This is a genomic window from Pseudomonas piscis (genome assembly GCF_009380155.1).
GTDB classification, from domain to species: domain Bacteria; phylum Pseudomonadota; class Gammaproteobacteria; order Pseudomonadales; family Pseudomonadaceae; genus Aquipseudomonas; species Aquipseudomonas piscis.
Window position 1 is genome coordinate 2,007,112 of sequence record NZ_WHUV01000001.1, and the last position, 23,643, is coordinate 2,030,754.

At 65.8% G+C, this 23,643-nt stretch carries 22 protein-coding genes and 1 riboswitch; of the genes, 8 read left to right on the forward strand and 14 right to left on the reverse strand.

Features of this window, described 5'->3' with window-relative positions; translation table 11 throughout:
- Positions 1-9: 9 nt before the first annotated feature.
- A complete protein-coding gene (locus GDH07_RS09475) occupies positions 10-1,992 on the reverse strand; it encodes a DUF1302 domain-containing protein (protein WP_152897222.1) in 1,983 nt (660 codons plus the stop codon).
- 265 nt (positions 1,993-2,257) lie between these two features.
- Here GDH07_RS09475 and GDH07_RS32675 point away from each other — a divergent pair, with 265 nt between their 5' ends.
- Positions 2,258-2,863, forward strand: coding sequence for a TetR/AcrR family transcriptional regulator (locus GDH07_RS32675; RefSeq protein ID WP_343038203.1), 606 nt, complete (start codon positions 2,258-2,260; stop codon positions 2,861-2,863).
- A 96-nt stretch (positions 2,864-2,959) separates the two neighbouring features.
- Here the strand turns inward: GDH07_RS32675 and GDH07_RS09485 are convergent, their stop codons facing one another.
- The 10 genes from GDH07_RS09485 to GDH07_RS09530 form a co-directional block, all read right to left on the reverse strand.
- Positions 2,960-3,889 (reverse strand): ABC transporter substrate-binding protein, encoded by a 930-nt coding sequence (locus tag GDH07_RS09485; protein ID WP_152897224.1) that lies wholly within the window; start codon positions 3,887-3,889, stop codon positions 2,960-2,962.
- Positions 3,882-4,634 carry a (2Fe-2S) ferredoxin domain-containing protein gene (locus GDH07_RS09490; RefSeq protein ID WP_152897225.1) on the reverse strand — a complete coding sequence of 251 codons (753 nt, stop codon included), beginning with the start codon at positions 4,632-4,634 and terminating at the stop codon, positions 3,882-3,884. Before GDH07_RS09490 ends, GDH07_RS09485 begins: the two co-directional genes overlap by 8 nt.
- A gap of 11 nt (positions 4,635-4,645) precedes the next feature.
- Positions 4,646-6,565: a TonB-dependent receptor plug domain-containing protein gene (locus GDH07_RS09495; RefSeq protein WP_246195935.1), complete on the reverse strand. Its 1,920-nt coding sequence runs from the start codon at positions 6,563-6,565 to the stop codon at positions 4,646-4,648.
- 153 nt (positions 6,566-6,718) lie between these two features.
- Positions 6,719-6,921: riboswitch (cobalamin riboswitch) on the reverse strand.
- 226 nt (positions 6,922-7,147) lie between these two features.
- Positions 7,148-8,215 carry an arginine N-succinyltransferase gene (locus GDH07_RS09500; protein WP_022643662.1) on the reverse strand — a complete coding sequence of 356 codons (1,068 nt, stop codon included), beginning with the start codon at positions 8,213-8,215 and terminating at the stop codon, positions 7,148-7,150.
- A gap of 43 nt (positions 8,216-8,258) precedes the next feature.
- Entirely contained in the window at positions 8,259-9,275 is a 1,017-nt protein-coding gene (locus GDH07_RS09505; protein WP_085596419.1) for an arginine N-succinyltransferase, read from the reverse strand.
- Between the two features lie 169 nt (positions 9,276-9,444).
- Positions 9,445-10,794: an APC family permease gene (locus tag GDH07_RS09510; protein WP_085596418.1), complete on the reverse strand. Its 1,350-nt coding sequence runs from the start codon at positions 10,792-10,794 to the stop codon at positions 9,445-9,447.
- A 181-nt stretch (positions 10,795-10,975) separates the two neighbouring features.
- Positions 10,976-11,728, reverse strand: a complete 753-nt coding sequence (locus tag GDH07_RS09515) for an N-formylglutamate amidohydrolase (RefSeq protein WP_152897227.1) — start codon at positions 11,726-11,728, stop codon at positions 10,976-10,978.
- Complete coding sequence (locus GDH07_RS09520) at positions 11,712-13,067, reverse strand: glutamine synthetase family protein (RefSeq protein WP_152897228.1); 1,356 nt, start codon at positions 13,065-13,067, stop codon at positions 11,712-11,714. Before GDH07_RS09520 ends, GDH07_RS09515 begins: the two co-directional genes overlap by 17 nt.
- Positions 13,064-13,708, reverse strand: coding sequence for a cysteine hydrolase family protein (locus GDH07_RS09525; protein ID WP_022643667.1), 645 nt, complete (start codon positions 13,706-13,708; stop codon positions 13,064-13,066). The genes GDH07_RS09520 and GDH07_RS09525 overlap by 4 nt, the downstream gene beginning before the upstream one ends.
- 2 nt (positions 13,709-13,710) lie before the next feature.
- Entirely contained in the window at positions 13,711-14,565 is an 855-nt protein-coding gene (locus GDH07_RS09530) for a MurR/RpiR family transcriptional regulator (RefSeq protein WP_022643668.1), read from the reverse strand.
- Positions 14,566-14,873: 308 nt separating this feature from the next.
- On the opposite strand from GDH07_RS09530, the gene GDH07_RS09535 reads away from it, so the two are divergent.
- The 6 genes from GDH07_RS09535 (at position 14,874) to GDH07_RS09560 (ending at position 19,896) form a co-directional block, all read left to right on the forward strand.
- Complete coding sequence (locus GDH07_RS09535) at positions 14,874-15,437, forward strand: histidine phosphatase family protein (RefSeq protein WP_343038204.1); 564 nt, start codon at positions 14,874-14,876, stop codon at positions 15,435-15,437.
- A 76-nt stretch (positions 15,438-15,513) separates the two neighbouring features.
- Positions 15,514-16,275 carry a precorrin-6A synthase (deacetylating) gene (cobF, locus tag GDH07_RS09540; RefSeq protein WP_152897230.1) on the forward strand — a complete coding sequence of 254 codons (762 nt, stop codon included), beginning with the start codon at positions 15,514-15,516 and terminating at the stop codon, positions 16,273-16,275.
- A gap of 305 nt (positions 16,276-16,580) precedes the next feature.
- On the forward strand, positions 16,581-17,360 hold the full coding sequence (locus tag GDH07_RS09545) for an ABC transporter substrate-binding protein (protein WP_022643672.1): 780 nt from the start codon (positions 16,581-16,583) through the stop codon (positions 17,358-17,360).
- Positions 17,361-17,457: 97 nt separating this feature from the next.
- Complete coding sequence (locus GDH07_RS09550) at positions 17,458-18,570, forward strand: succinylglutamate desuccinylase/aspartoacylase family protein (protein ID WP_022643673.1); 1,113 nt, start codon at positions 17,458-17,460, stop codon at positions 18,568-18,570.
- Positions 18,571-18,657: 87 nt separating this feature from the next.
- A complete protein-coding gene (locus tag GDH07_RS09555; RefSeq protein ID WP_053138048.1) occupies positions 18,658-19,065 on the forward strand; it encodes a hypothetical protein in 408 nt (135 codons plus the stop codon).
- Between the two features lie 114 nt (positions 19,066-19,179).
- Positions 19,180-19,896 (forward strand): alpha/beta hydrolase, encoded by a 717-nt coding sequence (locus GDH07_RS09560; RefSeq protein ID WP_152897231.1) that lies wholly within the window; start codon positions 19,180-19,182, stop codon positions 19,894-19,896.
- 7 nt (positions 19,897-19,903) lie between these two features.
- On the opposite strand, the gene GDH07_RS09565 is transcribed toward GDH07_RS09560, so the two are convergent.
- Entirely contained in the window at positions 19,904-20,482 is a 579-nt protein-coding gene (locus GDH07_RS09565; protein WP_152897232.1) for a DcrB/PsbP domain-containing protein, read from the reverse strand.
- Positions 20,483-20,662: 180 nt separating this feature from the next.
- Positions 20,663-21,103 (reverse strand): thiol-disulfide oxidoreductase DCC family protein, encoded by a 441-nt coding sequence (locus tag GDH07_RS09570; protein WP_152897233.1) that lies wholly within the window; start codon positions 21,101-21,103, stop codon positions 20,663-20,665.
- 170 nt (positions 21,104-21,273) lie between these two features.
- Between GDH07_RS09570 and GDH07_RS09575 the strand changes: the two genes are divergently transcribed.
- Positions 21,274-22,587: an Nramp family divalent metal transporter gene (locus GDH07_RS09575; RefSeq protein WP_343038205.1), complete on the forward strand. Its 1,314-nt coding sequence runs from the start codon at positions 21,274-21,276 to the stop codon at positions 22,585-22,587.
- A 102-nt stretch (positions 22,588-22,689) separates the two neighbouring features.
- Here GDH07_RS09575 and GDH07_RS09580 read toward each other — a convergent pair whose 3' ends face one another.
- Positions 22,690-23,622, reverse strand: coding sequence for a LysR family transcriptional regulator (locus GDH07_RS09580; protein WP_152897234.1), 933 nt, complete (start codon positions 23,620-23,622; stop codon positions 22,690-22,692).
- Positions 23,623-23,643 lie beyond the last annotated feature (21 nt).

Consider the following 23,643-nt stretch of genomic DNA (forward strand, 5'->3'; position numbering starts at 1 on the left):
GAGTCTCCGTCAGAAGGCGTATTTGAGGGTGAGGCCGACGTTGTCGCGGTCGCGGCTGACGTTGCTGCGTCCTGCGCCGTAGAAGTTGGTGTATTGCAGTTCCGCTTCGATCGAGGCCAGGTAGCTGGCACGCACGCCCAGGGTGTAGGCCTTGCGGCCCTCGATGAAATTGCCGCCGGAATAGGAGTTGCCGAGGAAGTCGTCCTTGTAGACCAGGTAGGGCGAGACATTGACCCCGGCCAGGAAGTCGTTCCAGGTGCCGCTCAACAGCAGCGTGGCGCCGTAGGCATTGCGGTCGATCTGCTGGTCGCGGCCGTAGCCGGCGCTGTATTCCTTGTTGGCCCGGCCGGTGTAGTAGCGGAGGCTGCCGTCGAAGGCGCGGTATTGCAGGCTGCTGCCGCGCACGTGTTCGGAGGCCACTTCCAGGGTGCCGGTCAGGGCATCGAACGACAGCATCGGGCCGAAGCTGTAGATCGTGCCCAGGGAGGCGTTCCAGGCTTCGACCCGTTCGTAGTTGTGCAGTGGCCGGCCGATGCCCACCTGTTCGCCGGCCACCGTGGCGCTCTGCCCGGCGAGAATCCGCGCCGCCTGGCTGAAGCTGTCGTACACCGTGTCGTTGAGCGCTGCCTTGGCGATCGGCAGGTTGGGCCGGTAGGCCAGTTCACCGAATAGCGAGGCCTGGCCCAGGGAGGTGTTGAAGCTCAGGCCATACATCTGGATGTCCTCGGGATACTCGCGGCTGGCGGTGGTGAGGTTGCCCAGCTCGACGCTGGAGGCACCATCGACCAGGCCCAGCAGCGGCCCGAGGGCCGGGTTGCCGGCGGCGGCCCGGCGCAGGGCGGCGTAGCTGCCGAAAGCGCCACCGCTCAGGGCGCCGACCAGGGCATCGGGGTCGGCCCGGCCGTGAGCGATGGAGGAGGTCACCATCGGGTCCTTGGCGTGGTAGTTGACGAAGTACGCCCCGAACTGGGTGGCATTCAACGACTCGGCGAAATAGCGCAGGGCCACGCCGAACTGGCCGCTGTCGCGGGCCTCCAGGTCCTTGCCGATATGGGCCACCTGGAAGTTGCCCTGGCCATCCAGGTATTGCGTCCCCTGGTAGCCGCCCAGACTGCGAGCGACGATGGACCGGTACTGGCCCTGGAAGGCCGTGCTGGCCAGGGCCGGGCTGTTGGTATAGGCGGTATTGCTGCCGGGTACGAACAGGTCCGATTCGGAGAAGAAGGTGCCCACCGGATCGTATTGCGACTCCTGCCATTTCCATTGGTAGAACACTTCGCTGCTGAGGTTCTCGCTGAGGTCGAACTTCAGGCTCAGGCTCTCCAGGGGCACCAGCACTTCCTTGATTTCCGAGCCGGGCAGGCGCAGGCGGGACACATTCAGCGGGTTGGTGGTGTTGATCCCGCCGCGATAGAACAACCCTTCGCCCCAGTTGAACACCTGGCGCCCGGCCCGGGCCGAGAGATTGTGCCCGGCCACTTGCCAGTCGCCATGGACGTAGGCGTCCAGCAGCTCGATGTCGCTGCCGGCGTGGTCCCGGGTCTGGCGGGTGAAACGCGAGTCATGGGGGTAGTTCTGGCTCGGCTGCTCGGGGCGGTCGTGGGCGCGGTAGTCGTTGCCCCGGTCCATGATCCGGGTGTCGTAGAACGCACTGCCGCGCAGCAGGGCGCCATAGTTCTGGTACTTCAGCGCCAGTTCCGAGGTCAACTTGAATACTTGCGAGACCGTACCGGTGCTGAAGTTGCGATTGCCGTCATTCTGGTTGAATGCATCATTGTTCTTGTCGGCGCCCTGGACCCGCCAGATCTGTCCATAGGACAGGGTCGAGTCCAGTTGCGCCGACAATTCGCTGCCCGCCGGGGAGAGCTCCAGGGACCAGGCCGGGGCGCTGCCCAGGGCCAGGCCGAGCAGGGCGGCCAGGGATTGCACGGAGATGCCGGGCACCGGCCCGGTGCCGGACCTGCGCTTCTGGTCATTGCGGTAATCGTTCATCGTGCCCCTCTTTTTTTATAATTGATCAGGCAGTAGATCGCTGTCGGCCGAATCTGCGGATTCGTCCGTTAGTTATTTTTATAGATAACCAAAAAGTGCGTACCATTTGGTACGTAAATGCTATTCTCTGGCCGTTTTTAAAGTCAACGAAATTTTTCCAGGCGTTTTGCAGTGCACAGCGTTGTGCAACAAAGCGCTTGCCTGGGGCGGCGGGCAATGGAAGGATCGCCGGGCTCTGGGTCCGGTGTGCAGAAGAGGAAAGCGGGTGAGCGATACACACAAGGCAACACGCAGCGCCACGGTGAAGAAGGCGCCGATCGACGTGCTCAACAAGGTACTGGACGATGCCCTGAAACATGGCTTCGCCTTTCGTTCGTTGCGGGCGATCGCCGAGACGGCGGGGATCAGCCATCGCATGCTGATCTATCACTTCGGCAGCCAGGAAGGGCTGTGGGCGGCGATCATCGACAAGGTCCGGGTTTCCGAAACCCTGTTGTTCGAAGCCGAGGCCGAACGAGTGGATTCACCCGAGGCGCTACGGGCGCTGCTCACTTCCTTCTGGCAGCGCTACACCTCGGAGCAGTTCCTGCCGTTCTACCAATTGCATTTCGAGACCTACAGCTATGCCTTGCGCCATCGCGAGGAATGCGCCGGTTTTCTCGACGGTGTGGTGAGCACCTGGGTCGAGATGCTCGCGCCGCTGTTCGTACGCGCCGGCTTTGCTGCCGAAGCAGCGCAGCATCGTGCACGCATGGTGTTGGCGGCGACCCGGGGTTACCACCTGGACCTGATCACCAGCGGTGACCGGGCGGCGGTGGAGGCTTCGGCCCAGGCCATGGTCGAGGTGGTGTGCAGCCCGCTCCGTCCCTGACGGCGATGGGTGCCGCGCTCACGTTTTGCGTCCGCTACGCGGCTGTGCGCAGCTTGCGGCAGCGGCCACCGAGGCAGGGCCGCTGTCGTTGTGCGCTCATTCCTGTGGCGGGTGCAGGTGCCGGGCCAGTTCCAGGGCGGTGCGGGCGCTGGCGATACCGGGGACCAGCTGGGTGAAGGGGATGTCGATCAGGCGTTGCTCGCGCACTGCCCGCAGCCGCGACAGCACCGGATCGCTGTGCAGCAGGCGGCGCTTGCGCGCGGCCGGCGACCACAGGGCATCGGCCAGCAGCATCACGTCCGGGTCGTTGGCCAGCAGGGTCTCGCTGTCCACCACCAGGCGCGGGCGGTCGATGGCGGCGAAGCTGTTGCGGGCTCCGGCGGCTTGCAGCAATACCCCGACAAAACCGCGCCGACCCTGGCTGGCCAGGCCGTTGACCTCGCTGTCCAGGTAGAACACCGAGGGCTGGGGTTGGTCCTGGTACAAGGCCCGGGCCGAGGCGAGGTCGGTATCCATCTGGGCAATCAACTGCCGTGCCCGTTCCTGCTTGCCCAACAACTGGCCCAGGGTCAGCAGGTCGCGGCGGATGTGCCCGAAGTAGTCCTCGTCATGCCCGGCGCAGGCCGACTCCAGCAGGTAGCTGCCGACGCCGATGGCGCCCAGGCGCTCGCGGGAGCTGAAGTTGTTGGGGAAGGCCGAGGCGAAACCGCCCACCACCAGGTCGGGCTTGAGGCTGTACAGCACCTCGGCCGACGGGTATTGGCGGGCGATCACCGGCACCCCGTGGTAGTGCCCCTGGGCCATGGCCTGGCCATCGTCGTCCAGGTAGGCGACGCCGATCAGCGCCGGCCCGGCGCCCAGGGCCAGCAGCAGGTCGGCGCTGTGCTGGTTGAGGGCGACGATGCGCTGCGGGGTTCCGGGGCTGGGCCAGCTCTTGCCGCAGTTTTCGTAGCTGCCGGCCAGGGTCGGCCCACTGGCCAGCCACAGCAGGATGGCCAGGCACCTGGCCCGGGTTGTCCTAGGCATCGCCGGGCACTCCATAGGGAGCGGCGATCTGCAACTGGGCGACGGGCTCGCCTGCCAACAGGTGCCCCTCCACCAGTTGCAGCACCTGGCTGTCGTTCTCGACCCGGTACCAGCAGCCATCCGGGTGCACGGTGAGCACCGGTCCCAGGTTGCAGGGGAACTGGCAGGCGGTGCGGGTCAGCAGCACGCCTCCGGGCTTCTCCATGAGGTCAAGGCGCAGCAGCTCGCGACGCAGGGTCTTCCACAAGGGCAGGGCGCCGCGCCGGACGCAGCGCGGGCCGGTGCAGAGCAATACCTGGCGGGCGTGGGGCGGCACCTGCGACCAGTCCGGATCGCTGGCCACCGGGTTGACCTGGTCGCATGGCAGGTGGCGTTCGCGCTGGGCGATGCTGGCCCAGGCCAGGGCCGCATCCAGCCCCCGGCGACCCAGGGCCTGGGCGGTGACCCACAGCCGTGGCGCCTGGGAGTGGGCACGGGCGCGGCGTCCCAGTTCATCGCGCAGCCAGTCCAGGTAGGCGCTGTCGGAGCTGGGTTCCAGGTCCACCACCAGCAGCGCCGCGCCAGCCTTGGCCAGCGTTTCGTCCAGGGCAGCCCAGAGGCTGTCGAAACCGTCCAGGGTATCGATCACCCGGGTCTCGACGCTGTCGTCGCGCAGGCCCTCGAGCTCGCGGCAGAAGGCCTGGCCGAGGGCGCCACCCAGCAGACCGGGACCGACGAACAACACCCGTTGATAGTGTTCATGCATGTCGGTCGGCCTCAGAAGCGGTAGGTGTAGCGCACTTCGGTGGTGAAGGGGCGCCCCAGGTTGTCCAGCGCCGGTCTGTCGCTGGTCATGCTGGTGGTGTAGTCACGGTCGAACAGGTTCTCCACCAGCAGGCTCAGGCGATGCTGCTGGGCTGTGTCGAGGTAGCGATAGGCGTCGGCATCCACCACCGAGTAATGGCCGTAGTCGAGCTTGCGTGGACTGTCGATCTGGCCGATATAACGGATCGCGCCGCCCACGCCCCACATACGATCCTGCGATTCGAAGCCCAGGCGCGAGCGGGCGAAGAACCCGGGGATGTTGCTCAGGGTCACGTTGCGTGATTCGACCAGGTTGCGGGTCATGTCGGCGGACAGGTTCCATTGCGGGCTGAACTGCCAGCGTCCATCCACCTCGATGCCCCGGACCCTGACCTGGCTGTCACCGTTGACGAATTGTTTGTTGTCCAGGGCAATCAGGTCGTCGATCTTGCGCCGGTAGGCGGTGACGCTGGCATTGAATTCACCGGCCAGCAGGCTGCCCTTGTAGTCCAGGCCCAACTCAGCGTTGACGCTCTTTTCCGGCTTGAGGTTGCGGTTGCCTTTTTCATAGGGTTCGTTAGCGAACAACTGCTCGGCGTTGGGCAGCTTGAAGGCATTGCCGTACTGGCCGCGCAGTTGCCAGTTGGGCGTGAGGTCGTACAGCGAGGTGAGCATGCCCACCGTGGCGCTCTCGCCGCCGCTGATTTTCTCGTGGCGCACGCCGATGCTCGGGTGCCAGTCCGGCAGGGCTTCGAACACCGGGCGTAACTGGGTATACAGGGCGTTGGCCTGGGCCTTGTTGTCGTCGATCTTGAGCACGTCGTCCTGGCCCTTGAACCACTGGTTGTCGGTGCCGAACACCAGCACATGGCCGCCGTCCAGCTCGGCCTTGCCCTCGGCTTGCACGCCCCAGTCGGTGAAGCCCCAGTAGTCGTTGTGGTTGATGACCTTGATGCCTCCATCATCGTTGCTGTTGATACGGGTGTAGCGCGTGTCCCAATCGTTGACATGGCCCTTGACGAAGTAGCTGAAGCGCTCGCCCAGGCGTTGCTCGAAGGTGGCGGTGGCGATCTGCTGGACCCGGTCGTTGGTGGTCTTCTTGTTGTTCGCGGCGCGGGCGAAATCCAGGTTGGCGTCGGTGTACTGGTAGAACAACTCCAGGCGCGAGTCGTCGCCGAACCCCTGGATCGCCTTGGCGCCGAAGGTGGTCACCTCATAGGAGCGCTTCTTGTCACGGGTGCTGGTGTTGTAGGCGCTGTTGCGAAACGGCTGGTAGCCGTCGGAGACGTTGTGGCTGACATAGGCCAGCAAGCCGAGGTCGCCCAGGCCGTTGCTGACGATGCGTTCCACCCGGGCATCGCCGCTCCTGCCCATGAAGCTGTCCAGGCCCAGGTTGACTTCGCCGGAGGCGTCGCGGGTCTGTGGGCTGCGGGTGACGATGTTGATCACCCCGGACACCGCCTGGGTGCCGAACAGCAGGCTCTGGCCGCCCTTGAGCACTTCGATGCGCTCGATGGCGTTGGCTGGCAGGGTATCCAGGTACAGGCCGCCGTACAGGCGGTTGTTCAGGCGCACGCCATCGAGCAGGATCAGCGTGTCATCGTTGCGTCCCCCCAGCAGCGAATAGGTGCCGTAGTCGAAAGGGCCGTTCTTGGGCGCCACGTAGAGGCCCGGCACGTACATCTGCAGGACCCGGGTGATGTCGCTGCTGGGGCCGGCGCGTTCGATCTGCTGGCGATCGATGATCTCCACCTTGCTGCCGTACTTGGCCATCTCGGCCACGGTGGTGGACTCCACCGACGGGGCGGAGACGAACTGCTGGTCCAGCTTCAGGGAGGTGTCGTCCGCCAGCAGCCAGGGGCTGAACAGGCAGCCGAGCAGGGCGCCGCCCATGGAACGGCGCGGAGCACGCCAGTCGCGCGCAAGGGAATTGTCTGTTGTTGTCATTGTTGGTCTTCTCGAAAGTGTCTTCGGGAAGCACGCAGGGAGAAGGTGGCAGGCACGCGCACGCGCCCACACCGGCCCATGCCCGCCCACCGCAGGATTGCCAAATAGATGCTTCAGGCCGGTCTCCGGGCTTGCGAGGCTGGCTGCATTCGCCTTCCCATACCTTGGGTACAGTGGCGTGTTGAATGCAGCACTCGCTTACCGTTGCGGGGGCAGCACCGGACTTGCCCCTGGGGGGCGCACCGGTTTCCCGTTTCACCTCACGCACGGCGGCGTAAGGCACCTGAAACAGGGCGGCATCTGAACATCCGTCCTGCCGTTCGTCAATCCTGTGGCCGCCACGATTGCGTCCGCTGCGCAGTCATGCCGTTATCGCCGAGCCCAGCGCAGCTCTGGTAGCCGCTGCTGAGACTGCGAAGCTGCGCCAAGTCCCGCGGGGCCTTCATTGTGGAGTGCGCAAGGTTTGCGCCCGCTGCGTGGTCGTGCGCAGCCTGCGGCAGCGGCTATACCAAGCGGGTTTGCCCGGCGTTACCAGGCGGTGGCGGGGGAGGTGCGTACCTGGGCCTGGCCACCGGCATCGGCGGGGCAGGCCAGCAGTGGCACCGCACGCACCGAGTCACCGGGTTGCAGTTGCAGGCGCTTGGTGGTCTGGCGGTCCACCAGCAGGCAGCCGGCCACCAGGCGCCCGGGCGCGGCGGTGATGCGGCAGCTCTCCAGGCGTCGGTTGTGGATCAGCCACATCGGCGCCTGCTCGTCCGGGTTGCCCACCAGCAACGGCAGGACCTGGCTTTCACGCACGCTGCGGATCTTCGCCACTTCGGCCTCGATCAGCGGGCCACCGTCGAACACATCGATGCAACCCTGGTGGCTGAAACCTTCGTCGCGCAGGATGCCCACCGCTTGTTCGGTGCTGGCGTGGGCCTGGCCGATGGCCGCCTGGGCCTGGAGGCTGAGCAGGCAGGTATAGAGCGGCTGGCGCGGCATCAACTCGGCGATGGAGGACTTGCCGCCATGGCTGGACAGGCGGTTGGCCTGCTGGAAATCCATCTTGAAGAAGTGCCGCCCCAGGCTGTCCCAGAACGGCGAGCAACCTTGGCTGTCGACCTGGCCACGCAACTCCACCACCAGCTTGTCGCCGAACAGCGCCGGGTACTCGGCGACGAACAGCAAGCGCGCCGTGGACAGCAGGCGCCCGGTATAGCCCTGGCGCAGGTCGTGGCGCAGGAACAGCGAGCACAGCTGGGATTGCCCGGCCATGTCGTTGCTCAAGAACAGGGTCGGGATCTGTTTCTCGATACCCAGTCCCGGGGCGCTGCCGCGAGTGATGCCGAGCCGGTAGTTGTAGCAGGGCTCGCGCAGGCCGATGGCACCGCTCAAGCCACAGATGCCGATCACCTGCTGCTCGTCATCTTCCAGCACGAACAGGTAGTCGGCGTCGGCGCGTTCCACCTGGCCGGCGAACGTGCGCTGGGCCCAGCGCACCCGATGGTCCAGGCGCTCGGGGTCGGTGCTGAGGTTGTCCAGTTCTCGCTGGCTGCCACCCAGCAGACGCAGCAGCGCGGGCAGGTCGGAGACGCGAATCGGGCGCACGATCATGCACGGGCTCCTGGCAATGCCACGGTTGCGAATCGATAAGGGGTCATAGCGCAATGCTCCGCACGGCAGCGCCGGGCTCCAGTTGCAAGGCCTGGAACATCTCTTGGCCAAGACCGATACGCTCCTCTGGAGCTTCGTCGAGCAGCGCGACGATGGCGCGGAAACCTTGCAGGCGGTCGTTGCTCAACAGCCATGGGCGGCCCCGGCCGCTCTGCGCGGCGAAGTAGCTGGTGGCGATCCGGCTCTGGATGATCGAGCGCAGTTCGTTGGTGCGCGCCTGCAGGGTCGGCCCGGCATCGAACAGGTCGACGTACTGGGTCGGGGCGAAACCTTCGTCCACCAGGATGTCGCAGGCTTCCCGGGCGTCGGGATGGATGCGGCCGATGCAGTCCTGGGCCGCCTGCGCCAGCATCGGGATGTAGATCGGGTACTGGGGCATCAGCTCGACCAGGAACCCGCGTCCCTGCAGGGCGCACAGGCGCTCGGCCTCGACATAGGGCAGGTCGAAGAAATGCTGGCCCACCGCCTCCCAGAACGGTGACTGGCCGTCGGTGTCGCTGTAGCCGACGATTTCGCTGATGCAGCTGTCGGCGAAGCGCTGGGGGTGGGCGGCGATGAACAGCAAGCGGGCCCGGGAGGTCAGTTGCGCCAGGGGGCTGCCGGCCAGTTCGACGTCCATGTGGAAGCTGCGCAGCAGGGTCTGCTCGCTCAGGTCGTGGCACAGCGACAGGGTCGGCACCCCATGCTGGATGTCCAGCTCCCGCGAGCTGCTGATGAACGGGCGGTTGCGCAGGCTGTAGAACGGTTCGCTGAAGCCGGCGGTGGCCAGGATGTCGGAGCAGCCATGCAGCCGGCCGGTGGCGGGATCTTCGAGGACGAAGAAATAGTTCTCCGGCCCCTGGCCGGCCTCGGCCTTGGCGAAGGACGCCAGGGAGTCGAGGATCTTTTCCCGCAGGCAGGTTTCGTCGTCCACCAGCGAGGTCACGCCCAGCAGGCGCTCGCGGGCCAGGCGCCGCAGTTGGGGCAGATCGGATAACGCCACGGGACGCAAGGCCAGCATGGGTGCACTCCTGTATCAAGGGCCGCCGGCTTTGGGCCGGGCAGCCAGACATCACTGTCGATTACCACGCATTGTCTCCGGCCGTGGCATCCGGCGGCCGGTTCCCGGGCTGCTCTTGATGGCCGTGCCGGGATGGCGCGTCACCCCGCAGGGCAACGCGCCGCGTTCACTATTGCTTGAGCGGATCCGGCAGGGCGGCACCGTTGCCCAGCCGGTTGAGCACGAACAGGTATACCAATCCTGCGACCACCCAAATAGCGCCAAGTTTCTGCGCGTCCACGCCCATGTTGTACATGATGGCGCAGACGATCACGAAACCGATCGACGGGCAGACCAGGTGGCGCAGCACCTGGCCGGACTTCTGCCGGCGCCAGTAGAAGTTGATCACGGTGATGTGCAGCAGCATGAAGCCGCTCAGGGCGCCGAAGTTGACCAGCGAGGTGAGGGTGTCCACCGAGTCGATGAACAGGTAGCAGATCACCAGCGACAACAGCGCTACCAGGTAGATGCTGATGTGCGGGGTGTTGTGCTTGGGGTGGACCTTGGCCAGCACCTTGGGCAGCTTGCCGTCGCGGGCCATGCCGAACAGCAGGCGCGATACCGCCGCTTGCGAGGTGATGGCCACCGCCACGCCCCAGGCCAGCGCCGTGGCCACCCCGGTGAGGGTCGCCAACCAGCTGCCGGCTGCCAGCTCGGCGATCTCGTAGAAGGCGGTGTCGGCGGACTTGAAGCCCATGCCCGCTGCCAGGTCGGTGGCGATCCAGGTCTGCACCACGAAGATCGCGCCCATCACCACCAGGGTGATCAACGCTGCCCGGCCAACGCTACGGCCGGGATCGCCCTTGACCTCTTCGGCCAGGGTCGAGATGGCGTCGAACCCCAGGAACGACAGCACCGCGATCGACACGCCCTGCATCAGCATGCCGAAGTGGAAGTTTTCCGGGCTGTAGAGCGGCGCCAGGGTCAGCTCGCCGTGGCCGGTGCCGCCGTGCAGGGCGTTCCAGGCGTAGAACAGGAAGATCCCCAGGACCACCAGTTGCGCCAGCAGGAACAGGATGTTCATCCGTGCGGTGAAGGTGATGCCCCGCAGGTTGACGAAGGTGGCGCTGACCAGGAACGCCAGGATGAAGCCGACCTTGGGCACTTCCGGGTACAGGTGGTTGAGCGCCATGGCCGCGTAGACATAGAGCAATGGCGGGATCAGCAGATAGTCCAGGAGCATCAGCCAGCCGGCGAGGAACCCCACGTGGGGGTTGAGGCCACGCTGGGCATAGGAGTACACCGAACCGGCGATGGGAAAGGCGCGGGCCATGGCGCCGTAGCTCAGGGCGGTGAAGACCATCGCCACCATGCCGATGATGTAGGCCAGGGGCACCATGCCCGGAGCCTCCTGGTTGACGTAGCCGTAGACCCCGAACGGGGCGATGGGGATCATGAAGATCATCCCGTAGACCACCAGGTCGCGCAGGTTCAGCCCGCGCTTGAGTTCCTGCTTGTAGCCGAATTCTTCAATCTCCATGAAGCACTTCTCCTTGTAGCCAATAGGGGGCAAAGCCCGTAGCGTGCGTCGTCATTGACGCTTGGGCCGCGGGCCGGTGTTTGAACCTGGCAGGATCAAAGACACACCACAGCGGTTTTTCTGATTGTTATTGCAGTCCTGCTAACAGCGTTATTGGATGATCCTCGGTGCTCTTGAGGCACTACAGCAACGGCGCCAGGCAATCGCTCCAGTGCTGTACCGCCTGTGGGGTGCGCAGCAGGTCGTTGCGCACCTCGATCAACACCGACTCCAGGCCCCGGGCATCGCCGTGCACCGGTACCGTCATATCGCTCAATGGATCGATTTCATAAGGCTGGTTGCCGGCCACTTTCAGCGGCAAGGTCCATAAGCCTTCCAGGACCCGGGCGGCATAGGCGGTGGCGTTGCCATAGAGCACGCCGATTTCCAGCTCCCGTGGCTGGCCGTAGTACACCGGGGTGAAACTGTGGATGCCCACCACCCGTACTTCGCGGCCCTGGGCCAGGCGCCGGTCGATGATCCGCTGCAAGCGCTGGTGGAATGGCGTGAACAACTGCTGGCGCCGGTACTCGCGGGTCGCTTCGTCCAGGTGCTGGTTGCCCGGCACCTGGTAGATCTCGCTCTGCAACGGGATGCTGTCGGGGGCATGCCGTGGCCGGTTGAGGTCCACCAGCAAGCGTGAGTAGTTGGCCGCGATCAGGGTCGCGCCCAGGGCCTGGGACAGGTTCTGGGCCAGTTCCAGGGCGCCCGGGTCCCAGGCGATATGCTCGCGGGCCGCCACCGGGTCCAGCCCCAGGTCGTTCAGGGCTGGCGGAATGTAGTGGCTGGCGTGCTCGCACACCAGGATCAGCGGATGCTCGGAGTCTTCCCGGAACAGGCGATAGGCCGGCTCGGTATAGAGTCCCAGCTCGGCGGATTTAGTACAGGTGTCCATAGTGCTCACAGAGTTGGGCGGCGTTCAGGTGCTTGGTCAGGGACACTTCCTTTTGCTTGACGGCGAAATAGGTATCCAGCAGCGCCTGCGGCAGCAGTTGTCGCAACTCGCGGTTCTCGCGCAGGCAATCCAGGGCCTGGGGCAGGTTGCCGGGCAGCGGCACGATGCCGCTGGCCCGACGCTGTTCGGCGCTCAGTTCATCGGGGACCTTGTCGGTCACCGCATTGAGCGCCAGTTTTTGTTCGATGCCCAGGCGGCCGGCCATCAGCACCACGGCCATGGCCAGGTGCGGCGAGGCGGTGGCATCCAGGGCGCGGAACTCCAGGTTGTATTGCGGCGCTTCAGGCTTGCCGCCGATGGTCACGGTGGGGCAGATACGCAGCGAGGCTTCGCGGTTGCGCAGGCCCAGGCAGGCATAGGAGGCGCTCCAGTGATGGGGCTGCAGGCGCGCATAGGAAATCGGAGTTGGCGCGGTGAAGGCGCACAGCGCCGGCAGGTGCTTGAGCACTCCGGCGGCCCAGTGCTGGCCCAGGCGCGAAAGGTCGTCGCCGCTCACCGCTTGCGGATCGTAGAGCAGCGGGGTGCCTTCCAGGTCCTGCAAACTCAGGTGCAGGTGCACGCCGTTGCACACCGCATTCTCGGCGGTCTTGGGCGCGAAGCTGACCCGGTGCCCCAACTGCCGGGCGATCTCGCGGGTGATCTCGCGCACGTTAACCGCCCGGTCGGCGGCGGCCAGGCCCTGGGTCGGGCGGCAGGTGACCTCGTACTGGTGCTTGCCGTATTCGGGCAGGAACATTTCCGGCTCGACCCCGGCGGCGCGCAATGCCGCCAGCAACCAGCCGCCGAAGCTCGCGCCCTGGCGCTGGGCCTGCAGCGAGAACGCCAGGTGTTCGGCCTGCTCGCCACCGGTGTCGAGGTTGAACTCATGCTCGAACGCCGCGGTGACCTGGATGCCCAGGGCCTGGTAGGCCTCCAGCTCGTTACGCAACAGGGTGCGCGGGCAGGCTGCCCAGGGCTGGCCATCGGTCTCGCGGATATCGGCGTGGATGAACTCCAGCGGCGGGGCGAAGGGATCGGGGCCGGCGCCGACACTGACCCGGCTGTCCAGGTCGGGGACCAGTCGCAGATCGCCATAGGCGCCCCAGGGATTGTCCTCGGCGATCAGGTCCTGGGGTGTCAGCGCGCTGTTGGCCGGCACCCAGCCGCAGCCGCCGAGCCGGTAGCGTTCCAGTTCATCGCTGGGAAACGAGCGTCCGCGAGTGACGCCGATCAGGTCGGTGGTGACGATGCTGGTCATCGCCACCGGGCTCAGGGCCTCGATGTCCTGGCCCCGGCTCATCCGCGGATCTCCCGCAGGCGGCCGAGCACGGTGGCGGTGTCGGTGATCCAGCAGTAGCCCTTGATCGCATTGAGGCAGGCCTGGTGCCGGGCATCGCTGTAGGTGGCGCAGGCGTCTTCCACCAGGGTCACCAGGTAGCCGCGGTCGGCGGCATCGCGCACAGCCATGTCCACGCACTGGTCGGTGACGATCCCGGCGACGATCAGGTGACGAGTCTCCAGATTGCGCAGCACGTAGTCGATGTTGGTGGAGTTGAAGACCCCGGACGAAGTCTTGGGCAACACGATCTCGTTTTCCACCGGCTCAAGCTCGGCGATGATCGCCGCTTCCGGGCTGCCCTTGGGCAAGTGCATGTCCGACAGCTTGTGGTCCAGGGAGCGGTCACGGCCGTCGGCGGTGAGGCTCTCGATGATGGTGTGCAGCACGTTCTGCCGAGCCTCGCGCACCGCGGCCAGGAGCTTCTGCTGGTTGGGAATCACTTGCTCCCGGGCGCGCTTGAGGAACGCCTCGCCTTCGGGGCCTTGCAGGTGCGGGTCGAACTGCGGCTCGAGCCAGGCCCGTTGCATGTCCACCAGCAGCAGGGCGGTGTGGTCGACGACGAAGGGCAGGTCCCGTGGCGAACGATGGGGCAGGCTGAACATCCTTATTTCTCCTCCAGCACATGAGTGGCGAATTCGGCCCGCAGGGCATCGATGCCCTCCAGGCGTTGATCCAGATGGGTACTGCGCGGGGTCATGCAGGCGATCAGCGCCTCGACCTGGGCCAGGGCCGGCACCAGGCTGTCGAAGGGCGACAGCGACTCCACCGGGGCGCTGATGATCAGGTCCGCCAGTTCGCGCAGCGGCGACGCGTAGATATCGGTGAACAGCACCACCCGGGCGTTGCGCGCCTTGACCGCGCTGGCCACGCGCAGGGCCTGGGTCTGGTAGCGGCGATAGTCGAACAGCAGCACCACGTCCTGGCGCTGTACGTCGAACAAACGGTCCGGCAATTGCGCGTTGTCTTCGAGAAAGAAGCAGCCCGGGCGCATCAGGCGCAGGTGGTTGAGCAGGTACTGGGCCAGGAAGCTGCTGAAGCGTCCGCCGAAGCAATGCACCGAGTGCCGGCTGTCCAGCAGCCAGTCGGTCAGCACGCGGATGTCCTCGGGCTGGGTCAGCGCCTGGGTGTCTTGCAGGGCCCGCTGGCTGTCGGCCAGATAGCGCCCCCAAGTGTCGCCCCGGGCCACCTGGGCCCTGGGGTGGAGCAGGGTGCTGGGCGAGCGCAGGCGGTCGTCCATGTCACTGAGCAGGGCTTCCTGGAACTCGCCGTAGCCGCTGAAACCGAGCTTCTTGACCAGGCGCACGATGGTCGGGTCGCTGACCCCGGCATGCTCCGCCAGCCGCGACATGGGCCCCAGGCCGTTGCGCGGATAGTGGTCGAGCAGGGCTCGCACCACCTTGCGCTCGGAGGGCGTCAGGTCGAGGGCGGGGTTGGTGATCAGGTCTCTGAGAGAAGGCATCGGGGCGCCTTGTAGGCCGGGTGTAGTTTTTGTTTCATAAAATGGCGAAAACGATATTTATGTAATGGACGCTACATGTCCAGTGAATTTTTGGAAGCTGGGCAAATGCTCTGGAACGGGGTTTTGCCCAGCATCCTGCTGTCATATATGAGAACTCGCCCTGGGTAACAGCAGGGTTCACCCGGCGAGCGCCTCGCTGGCAACCCTGGCCGCTGCCCAGCCGGCGCGGCACGTACTGCGCTTTGGCTAAGCCCGCACGGCGCCATGGGTGTAGGATGCCCGGTCGCCAATCCATCGGAGCGCTGCCCGTGCAGGCCACCCGTCTGACCCTGATCTGCCATGCCCGTACCCTCGCCCAGAAATTGGCACGCTTGCCCCAGGACGAGCCACTGGAAATGGACTGGCAGGCCCAGGTGGCCTCCCGCGCCGCCGAGCTCAAGCGCAGCACCCGGGTGCTGTGCGCTCCAGAGCTGCGGACCCGGCAGACCGCCGCGCTGTTCAGCCCCAGCTACCAGGTGGAACCGGCCCTGGGTGACTGCGCCCTGGGTGACTGGCAGGGGCTGTCCCTCGATTTCCTGCAAGAGCGACAGCCCCAGGCGCTGCAGGCCTGGCTGGCGGACCCGTACCAGGCCCCGCCAGGCGGCGAGTCGGTGGCCGAACTGTGCCAGCGCGTGACCCGCTGGCTGGAGCGACTGGCGCAGCAGCCCGGGCACTGGCTGGCGGTGACCCACCCCTGGGTCATGCGCGCCGCCATGCTCGAGGCGCTCCAGGCGCCACTGCACAGCTTCAACCAGATCGATATCGAGCCCCTGTCCCGCCTGGACCTGAGCCACGCCGGGCGCTGGCGGCTGCGCCTGGATGGCCGCCCCTGAGGTTCGCGCCGGCATTTCTCCCGGGGCCAAAGCGGCCCATACTTGCCCGCTGGCATAGCAGCGGGAGCATCCCCTCATGAAAACCGTCCTGGTCATCGGCATCGGCGCCGGCCACCCCGACTACATCACCATCCAGGCGATCAAGGCGCTGAACCGCTGCGACGTGGTGTTCCTGATGGACAAGGGGCCGAGCAAGGATTCGCTGATCGACTTGCGCCGCCAGTTGTGCGAGCGCTACCTGACCGAGCGCCCCTATCGTTTCGTCGAGGCACAGACCCCGGAGCGCGAGCGTGGCGAGGTGGATTACCAGGCCAGCGTCAAGGCCCTGAACCGCGAGAAGCAGCAAGTCTTCGAGCGCCTGATCGACCAGGAGCTGGAGGAGGGCCAGACCGGGGCGTTCCTGGCCTGGGGCGACCCGGCGCTGTACGACAGCACCTTGCGCATCCTGCAGCGGATCCTGGCCGCCGGCGCGGTGCAGTTCGACTATCAGGTGATTCCCGGGATCACCAGCGTCCAGGCCCTGGCCGCGCAGCACAAGGTGCCGTTGAACCGCATCGGCCGTTCCCTGGAGATCACCACCGGCCGGCGCCTGGCGGCGGGGCAGGGAGGCGATGCCGACACCCGGGTAGTGATGCTCGATGCCGAGGACTCCTATCGGCAACTGCGCAACCAGGACCTGGACATCTACTGGGGCGCCTACCTGGGCACGGCGGATGAAATCCTCATTGCCGGGCGTCTCGACGAGGTCGCCGACGAGATCCGCCGGGTGCGCCTCGAAGCCCGCCAGGCCCATGGCTGGATCATGGACACCTACCTGCTGCGCAAGCCCGAGGACTGAGCCCGCGAAACCGGGTGGCGCGGCGCACCAGGTTCGCCGTGGATGCAGGTTGGCCGGCTGCTGACGGGGCTGCGTTCGTGGCCACGGTAGATGCCTCGTTTGCGGGTGGACATGCAGCGATGCGCAGGTCGACGCACCACCCCGGGGCAGGGAAAACCGACCTGGATCAAGGGGGTGTTATTTTTATAAGTATTTGTCGCATAAACACAATTTGCATCCAGGGCGCCGCTCTAGACTGCTGCCCACTTCGATTGGCCCACGATCGAATTCTGCCAACAAGAAACCTCCGCCCCCTGGAGTTATAAATGAACAAGTTTGTGCTGTTCGGTGCCCTGGCACTGTCGCTGTTTTCCTTCACCGCTTCGGCCGACGAGGCCAAGCCGATCCGCATCGGTATCGAAGCCGGCTACCCGCCATTCTCGATGAAGACTCCCGACGGCAAGCTCGCCGGTTTCGACGTGGACCTGGGCAACGCCCTGTGCGAGCAGATGAAAGCCAAGTGCACCTGGGTCGAGCAGGAATTCGACGGCCTGATTCCGGCGCTGAAGGTGAAGAAGATCGACGCCATCCTGTCGTCCATGACCATCACCGACGATCGCAAGAAGAACGTCGATTTCACCATCAAGTACTACCACACCCCGGCTCGTTTCGTGATGAAGGCCGGCACCACCATCAAGGACCCGCTGACCGAGCTCAAGGGCAAGAAGGTCGGCGTACTGCGTGCCAGTACCCACGACCGCTTCGCCACCGAAGTGCTGGTGCCCGCCGGTATCGACCTGGTGCGCTACGGCTCGCAGCAGGAAGCCAACCTGGACATGGTTTCCGGTCGCGTCGACGCGCTGCTGGCCGACTCGGTCAACCTTGACGACGGTTTCCTGAAAACCGAGGCCGGCAAGGGTTTCGCCTTCGTTGGTCCTGAGTACAACGATCCGAAGTATTTCGGTGGCGGTGCCGGTATCGCCGTGCGCAAGGGTGACAAGGAGCTGGCGGAGAAATTCAATGCCGCCATCACCGAGATCCGCGCCAATGGCAAGTACAAAGAGGTGCAGGACAAGTACTTCACCTTCGACGTCTACGGCGAATAAGCCGCTGGCATGAAAAAAGGTGGCGACCGGCTCCCGGTCGCCACCTTTTTTATGCGCGCTGTTCTATCCTGCGCCACGCCTTTTTTCCGGAGCCAGCATGCAACGCATCGACCACGCCCTGCCCTGGGGCCACCTGGGCACTTCGCGCCAGCTCAGCGTATTTCGCTTCGGCAACGGCCCGCGCAAGGTCTACATCCAGGCCAGCCTGCACGCTGACGAGCTGCCCGGCATGCGTACCGCCTGGGAGCTCAAGCAACGCCTGGCGCTACTGGAAGACCAGGGGCGCCTGCAATGCACGGTGGAACTGGTGCCGGTGGCCAATCCCATCGGTCTCGACCAGCAGGTGCAGGGCAACCACCTGGGGCGCTTCGAGCTGGGCAGCGGCAAGAACTTCAACCGTGCCTTCGTCGAGCTCAGCGGTCCGGTCGGCGACCGGATCGGCAAGCTGTTGGTGGATGACGCGGCGGCCAACGTGACCCTGATCCGCCGCACCATGCTCCAGGTGCTGGACGAGTTGCCAGCCCCGCTGTCGCAGCTCGAAGCCCTGCAGCGCTTGTTGTTGCGCCATGCCTGCGACGCCGATATCACCCTCGACCTGCATTGCGATTTCGAGGCGGCGATCCACCTGTATGCCTTGCCCCAGCACTGGCCCCAGTGGCAGTCCCTGGCGGCGCGGCTCAAGGCTGGCGTGGCGCTGTTGTGCGAGGACTCCGGGGGCAGTTCCTTCGATGAGTCCTGCTCCGCCCCCTGGCTGCGCCTGGCGCGGGATTTCCCGCGGGCGGCGATCCCCCTGGCCAACCTGGCCACCACCCTGGAGCTGGGCAGCATGGGCGACACCCGGGTCGAGCAGGCGCGCGCCAACTGTGAAGCCATCCTGGGCTTTCTCGCCGAACAGGGGCTGATCGACGGCGACTGGCCGGCGGCGCCGCAGGAATGCTGCGAGGGCATGTCGTTCGACGGCACCGAGTATCTGTTCGCCCCGCACCATGGCGTGGTCAGTTTCCTGCGTGAAGCCGGGGAGTGGGTCGAGCGCGGCGACGCCTTGTTCGAGGTGGTGGATCCGTTGAGCGACCAGGCCAGTATCGTCCGGGCCGGCACCAGCGGCGTGCTGTTCGCCCTGGATCGAGGACGCTACACCCAACCGGGGATCTGGCTGGCCAAGGTCGCCGGCCGCGAACCCATGCGCCATGGCAAGCTGGTCAACGACTGACCCGTTACACACCGCGAACCGCCCGTTGCCGATCTTGCAGTGGGCCTTTCACCACCCGGCCGCTTTGCGGCCCATGGGGCTCAAGCCTTGTTCCGATTGTCCCTGTGCATCCGCTGGTTGTTCGCCCTGTGCCTGCTGGCGGCGACGTTCAACCACCTGCATGCCGCCTTTACCCATGGCCTGCTCTGGGATTACGCCTATGGCGCCGCTACGCCCCTGGCCAGCCGGGCGTTCTGGGGTTCGCTGACGCTATTGGACCCGCTGGCCGTGCTGCTGTTGTGGCGGCGCCCACGCTGGGGGCTGGGGTTGACCCTGGTGATCATGCTGGCGGACGTCCTGCACAACAGCTTCTATGTCGCTGCCCACCACCAGTGGCTGGCGTCTTTCTACTTGTCCCAGGTGGCGTTCCTGCTGCTGGTGCTGTTGCTCACGCCGCTGGCCTGGCGGGGGCTTGCCGGCACCGGGCAAGCGAGATGCCGGCGCTTGCCCGGTTGAACTGGCGCGGGCTGCCCAGGGAGGTCATCGTGGCGGGCTCTGGCGGCGGCTGCTCCAGCCAGGCCCGCAGTGCTAGGCTCTGGCCGTCGATTTTTCCCACCCAAGGAGCCTTCCATGATCCGTTGCCTGGCGCTACTGGCCCTGTTGGCCGCGCCCTTTGTCCACGCCGATACCCTGCTGCACGACGACTTGCCGCTGCGCTACCTGGAGCAGGCGCCGGCGGAGACCCGCGACCAGCCGCTGGTGATCTTCCTGCACGGCTACGGCAGCAATGAAGCCGACCTGTTCGGGCTGCATGAGCGCTTGCCGGCGACCTACACCTACCTGTCGGTGCGCGCGCCGCAGACCCTGGACGCAGATAGCTTCCAGTGGTTCCGGCGCCAGGGACAGGGCGCCTATGACGGCGTCAGCGAAGACCTGGCCAGCAGCGCCGAGTTGATCGGCCGCTTCGTCCGTGCGGCGGCGGCCAAATATCACACCGAGCCTGGCAAGGTGGTGCTGGTGGGCTTCAGCCAGGGGGCGGCAATGGCCTATGAAGTGGGCTTGCGGCATCCGCAAACGGTGCGCGGGATTGCCGCCTTGAGCGGGAAGATCCTGCCGCTGCTGGCCTCGCAGCTCAGGAGCGAGCCAGGGTTGCAGCGCCTGGGGATCTTCATCGGCCATGGCACCAGCGATCAGCGCTTGCCCTACAGCGACGGCGTGGAGGCCAACCGGCTGTTGCGCGGGCTGGCCCTGGAACCGCAGTTCCATGCCTATCCGGGGATGGGCCACAGCATCAGCGAAGTGGAGATCCAGGATCTGGATCGCTGGTTGCGCGCACTCGCCCCCTGAACCAGGGTCATTGGCCGAGGATCTGCTTCATCAATGCCGCATGCCCGGCTTTGTCGGCGGCCCGGGAGATCACCTGGATCACCGCCATGTGCGTACCGGAGCCGGCGATCAGAGTCGAGTTCAGGGTCAGGCCGCCGCCCTGGGTGGCGGTGCTGTCGATCTGGCGCACGCCGAGACCCTTGAGGGTGAGGCTTCTTTGCGCCTGTTTCTTGAAGTCCGGCAGTGCCTGGGACTGCTGGACCAGGAAGCCGGCGGTCGCGTCATCGAGAAAGGCGCTGTCGTTGTCCTTGACCTGGGCCCCGTTGGGAATGCTGTTCTGCGCCGCGATCACTACGGTACGGGTGTCGTCGTTGGCGTACAGGGTGCCGCTGGCGCCGCCGGTGCCCTTGGCGTCGTCACCCACCGGCAGCGTCGAGGCGCTGAAGCCCTTGGGCAATCTGAAGGCCAGCTTGCCGTCGAGCAGCGTGACTTTTTCGCCCGTGGTCTGGCGAGCGGTGGATTTGCCGGCGGCCACGGCGTTCAACGCACCAAGGCCTGCCACGGCGGCGAACACCAGGACCAGGGCTTTTCTAGCTAGGGATGACATGCACGATCTCCGGGCATCTGGATGGAAGGCGCGCATCATCCCACGCCCGTGGCAGCCGGCTCCAGAGGGATTTCTTTCATTGGATCATCGGCTCTAGCTGCTGCCAGGCCCTGCCCCCGGTACCGGGCCGTGCGCAGCCTGCGGCAGCGGCTACACCAAGCAAAGCCCTGGCGTGGCAGGTCAGGGCGTGTCGTCGAGAAAGCGCCCATGGTGATCGGGGCTGGGCAGCAGGCAGACGTCGTAGCGGCCGAACCAGCGATAGCGGTGGCGGGCGATGTAGCTGTAGCCCCAGTCGCGCAGGGGCCGGGGAATCCACTGCAGCAGGCGCAGCCAGCGCCAGGGCGCGGGCAGTTGCGCCATCAGGCGGATGAAGGCTGTGGAGCGCAGGGACAGGCGCTGGCCTTCGATCAGCACCACGCTGTCGAACTGTTCGGTGGACAACCCGGCCCACGCCAGCAGGGCCTGGCCCTGGGGCGATTGCACCGAGGCCAGGCGGATCCGCCGTTCGGTGTCATGGGCGATGACGAAGCGCACCGAGGCGTTGCACAGTTTGCACACGCCATCGAACAGCAGCACTCGTTCGCCAGGTTGCAGGAAGGGCGGCAGGGTATCGCTTGCCATAGTCGTTGCGGAGTCAGCCACGGAGAAAACCTTGCAAGGGTGGAACGATGTCCGGTCCGGGCCGGAACCTGCGCAGCATACTCGCCTTGGCCGATGAATTTCAGGCTTGGGCGGCCGCGGCGAAACCTCTAAGCTGGGCACCTGCTTCAAGCCGCCGTGGAATCCCCCTTGTGAAATTCAGCCTGCCGAAAATCGCCACCGCTCCTTTCTGCCCGCCGGAAGTGGCCGGTTCCGTCACCGTCGACCCCCGTGCCTCGCTGTTCAAGCGCCTGCTGCGTTTTGCCGGTCCCGGATTGCTGATTTCCATCGGCTACATGGACCCGGGCAACTGGGCCACGGCCATCGAGGCCGGCTCGCGCTATGGCTACAGCCTGCTGTTCGTGGTGCTGCTGGCGAGCCTGGCGGGCATGGTGGTGCAGTGCCTCTGCTCACGCCTGGGCATCGCCACCGGGCGCGACCTGGCGCAGCTTTGCCGCGAGCGCTACAGCCCACGCTCGGCGCGGGCCCAATGGTTGCTGGCGGAGGTATCCATCATTGCCACCGACCTGGCCGAAGTGCTGGGCTGCGCCTTGGCTTTCCACCTCTTGCTGGGAGTCTCGTTGAGTACGGGAATCGTCATTACCGCCTTCGATACCTTGCTGGTGCTGGCTTTGCAGAACCGTGGCTTTCGCCGCTTGGAAGCGATCATGCTGGCTCTGGTGGCGACCATCGGCGTGTGCTTTTTCATCGAGTTGCTGCTGATCAAGCCCCACTGGCCAGACGTGGCCCGGGGCTTCACCCCGTCGCTGGCGGCCATCAGCGATGCCGCGCCGTTGTACCTGGCGATCGGTATCCTCGGCGCCACGGTGATGCCGCACAACCTGTACCTGCATACCTCGGTGGTCCAGACCCGCCTAGTGGGCAAGGACCTTGCCAGCCGCACCGATGCGATCCGCCTGGCGCGCATCGATACCATCGGTTCCCTGGCCCTGGCGCTGCTGGTGAACGCGGCGATCCTGATCCTTGCCGCAGCGGCCTTCCACAACACCGGGCACAGCGACGTGGTGGAGATCCAGGATGCCTACCACCTGCTCGATCCGCTGGTGGGCGGGGCCCTGGCCAGCGTGCTGTTCGGCGTGGCGCTGCTGGCTTCGGGGCAGAGCTCGACCTTCACCGGGACCATCGCCGGCCAGGTGATCATGGAGGGTTATCTGAACCTGCGGATTCCCTGCTGGCAGCGCCGCCTGATCACCCGTGGCCTGGCGCTGATCCCGGCGTTCATCGGCGTCTGGCTGCTGGGCGACGGCGCCGTGGGCAAGCTGCTGGTGCTGAGCCAGGTGGTGCTCAGCCTGCAATTGCCGTTCGCCTTGTATCCGTTGATCCGCATGACCAACGACCGACGCCTGATGGGCGTGTTCGTCAACCGCTGGCCGACCCGCTGGCTGGCCTGGAGCCTGTTCGCCGTGATCAGCGCTGCCAATGCCTGGCTCATAGCTAGCCTCTAGCGGCAAGCGGCAAGCGGCAAGCTCCAAGCCAGAGCCAGAGCCAGAGCGCCCAAGCCAAGGCTGATCGTCCGGCTTTCAACTTGCCGCTTGGAGCTGATCGCGCTAGCGATCCCAATACGGTACGGGCCCGAATGTCTCGACGAAGAAGTCGATCACCGTGCGGACCTTCACCGACAGGCGCCGGCTGCCCGGCCACAGGGCGGCGATCTGTTGCGGTTCGAGGCTGGTGGCCACTTCGAAATCCTCGAACAGCGCCACCAGCCGGCCCTGGTGCAGGGCCTCGCCGATCAGCCAGGAAGGAAACATCACCAGCCCCAGGCCTTGTTCGGCGGCCTGGGTCAGGGTGTCGGCGTGGTTGCCGGTCAGCGGGCCCGTGACGCTGTAGGGCGTCCAGGATTCCTGGCCCTGGCGGAAGAACCAGCGCTGCTGGCCGCTTTCGCCCTTGTAGGCCAGGCATTGGTGCTGGTGCAGTTGGTCGGGATGCCGGGGGTGGCCGTGACGGGCCAGGTAGCCCGGGCTGGCGGCGACCCGGTAGCGCTGCGGTGCCAGTAACCGGGCCTGCATCGAGGAGTCTCCCAGCACGCCGATGCGAAACAGCAGGTCGGTGCCGTCCTGCAACGGGTCGATGTAGCTGTCGGTCTGCTGGATATCCAGTTGCAGCTTGGGGTAGCGCCGGTGCAGTTCGCCCAGCCAGGGCGAGATATGCCGCTGGCCGAACACCACCGGCGCATTGATCCGCACCAGCCCGGTCGGCTCGTCCTGCTGTTCTTGCAGGGCCTGCTCGGCTTCTTCCCATTGCGCCAGCACCCGCCGGGCATGGTGCCCCAACAGGCGCCCGGCCTCGGTGGGGCTGACCGCCCGGGTATGGCGATACAGCAACTGTTGGCCCAGGGCCTGTTCCATCAGCTGGATCTGCCGCGAAATGGAGGAGGGTGCCAGGCCTTCGCGTCGGGCCACGGCAGAGAAACTGCCCTGGTCGAGCACCGCGATGAACAGCCGCAGGGCCTTGAAACCCAGGTCGTTGAAGCCTTGCATGGGAAGTCCTTGCTGTGCGCT

What these genes read in the sequence shown, in the direction of transcription:
- GDH07_RS09500 (WP_022643662.1), bottom strand. Translation starts at nt 8,215, where the DNA reads ATGATCGTGCGCCCGATTCGCGTCTCCGACCTGCCCGCGCTGCTGCGT.
- GDH07_RS09515 (WP_152897227.1), bottom strand. Translation starts at nt 11,728, where the DNA reads ATGGACACCTGTACTAAATCCGCCGAGCTGGGACTCTATACCGAGCCG.
- GDH07_RS09570 (WP_152897233.1), bottom strand. Translation starts at nt 21,103, where the DNA reads ATGGCAAGCGATACCCTGCCGCCCTTCCTGCAACCTGGCGAACGAGTG.
- GDH07_RS09560 (WP_152897231.1), top strand. Translation starts at nt 19,180, where the DNA reads ATGATCCGTTGCCTGGCGCTACTGGCCCTGTTGGCCGCGCCCTTTGTC.
- GDH07_RS09475 (WP_152897222.1), bottom strand. Translation starts at nt 1,992, where the DNA reads ATGAACGATTACCGCAATGACCAGAAGCGCAGGTCCGGCACCGGGCCG.
- cobF (WP_152897230.1), top strand. Translation starts at nt 15,514, where the DNA reads ATGAAAACCGTCCTGGTCATCGGCATCGGCGCCGGCCACCCCGACTAC.
- GDH07_RS09545 (WP_022643672.1), top strand. Translation starts at nt 16,581, where the DNA reads ATGAACAAGTTTGTGCTGTTCGGTGCCCTGGCACTGTCGCTGTTTTCC.
- GDH07_RS09525 (WP_022643667.1), bottom strand. Translation starts at nt 13,708, where the DNA reads ATGTTCAGCCTGCCCCATCGTTCGCCACGGGACCTGCCCTTCGTCGTC.
- GDH07_RS09520 (WP_152897228.1), bottom strand. Translation starts at nt 13,067, where the DNA reads ATGAGCCGGGGCCAGGACATCGAGGCCCTGAGCCCGGTGGCGATGACC.
- GDH07_RS09490 (WP_152897225.1), bottom strand. Translation starts at nt 4,634, where the DNA reads ATGCATGAACACTATCAACGGGTGTTGTTCGTCGGTCCCGGTCTGCTG.
- GDH07_RS09580 (WP_152897234.1), bottom strand. Translation starts at nt 23,622, where the DNA reads ATGCAAGGCTTCAACGACCTGGGTTTCAAGGCCCTGCGGCTGTTCATC.
- GDH07_RS09485 (WP_152897224.1), bottom strand. Translation starts at nt 3,889, where the DNA reads ATGCCTAGGACAACCCGGGCCAGGTGCCTGGCCATCCTGCTGTGGCTG.
- GDH07_RS09495 (WP_246195935.1), bottom strand. Translation starts at nt 6,565, where the DNA reads ATGGGCGGCGCCCTGCTCGGCTGCCTGTTCAGCCCCTGGCTGCTGGCG.
- GDH07_RS09565 (WP_152897232.1), bottom strand. Translation starts at nt 20,482, where the DNA reads ATGTCATCCCTAGCTAGAAAAGCCCTGGTCCTGGTGTTCGCCGCCGTG.
- GDH07_RS09505 (WP_085596419.1), bottom strand. Translation starts at nt 9,275, where the DNA reads ATGCTGGCCTTGCGTCCCGTGGCGTTATCCGATCTGCCCCAACTGCGG.
- GDH07_RS09510 (WP_085596418.1), bottom strand. Translation starts at nt 10,794, where the DNA reads ATGGAGATTGAAGAATTCGGCTACAAGCAGGAACTCAAGCGCGGGCTG.
- GDH07_RS09550 (WP_022643673.1), top strand. Translation starts at nt 17,458, where the DNA reads ATGCAACGCATCGACCACGCCCTGCCCTGGGGCCACCTGGGCACTTCG.
- GDH07_RS09530 (WP_022643668.1), bottom strand. Translation starts at nt 14,565, where the DNA reads ATGCCTTCTCTCAGAGACCTGATCACCAACCCCGCCCTCGACCTGACG.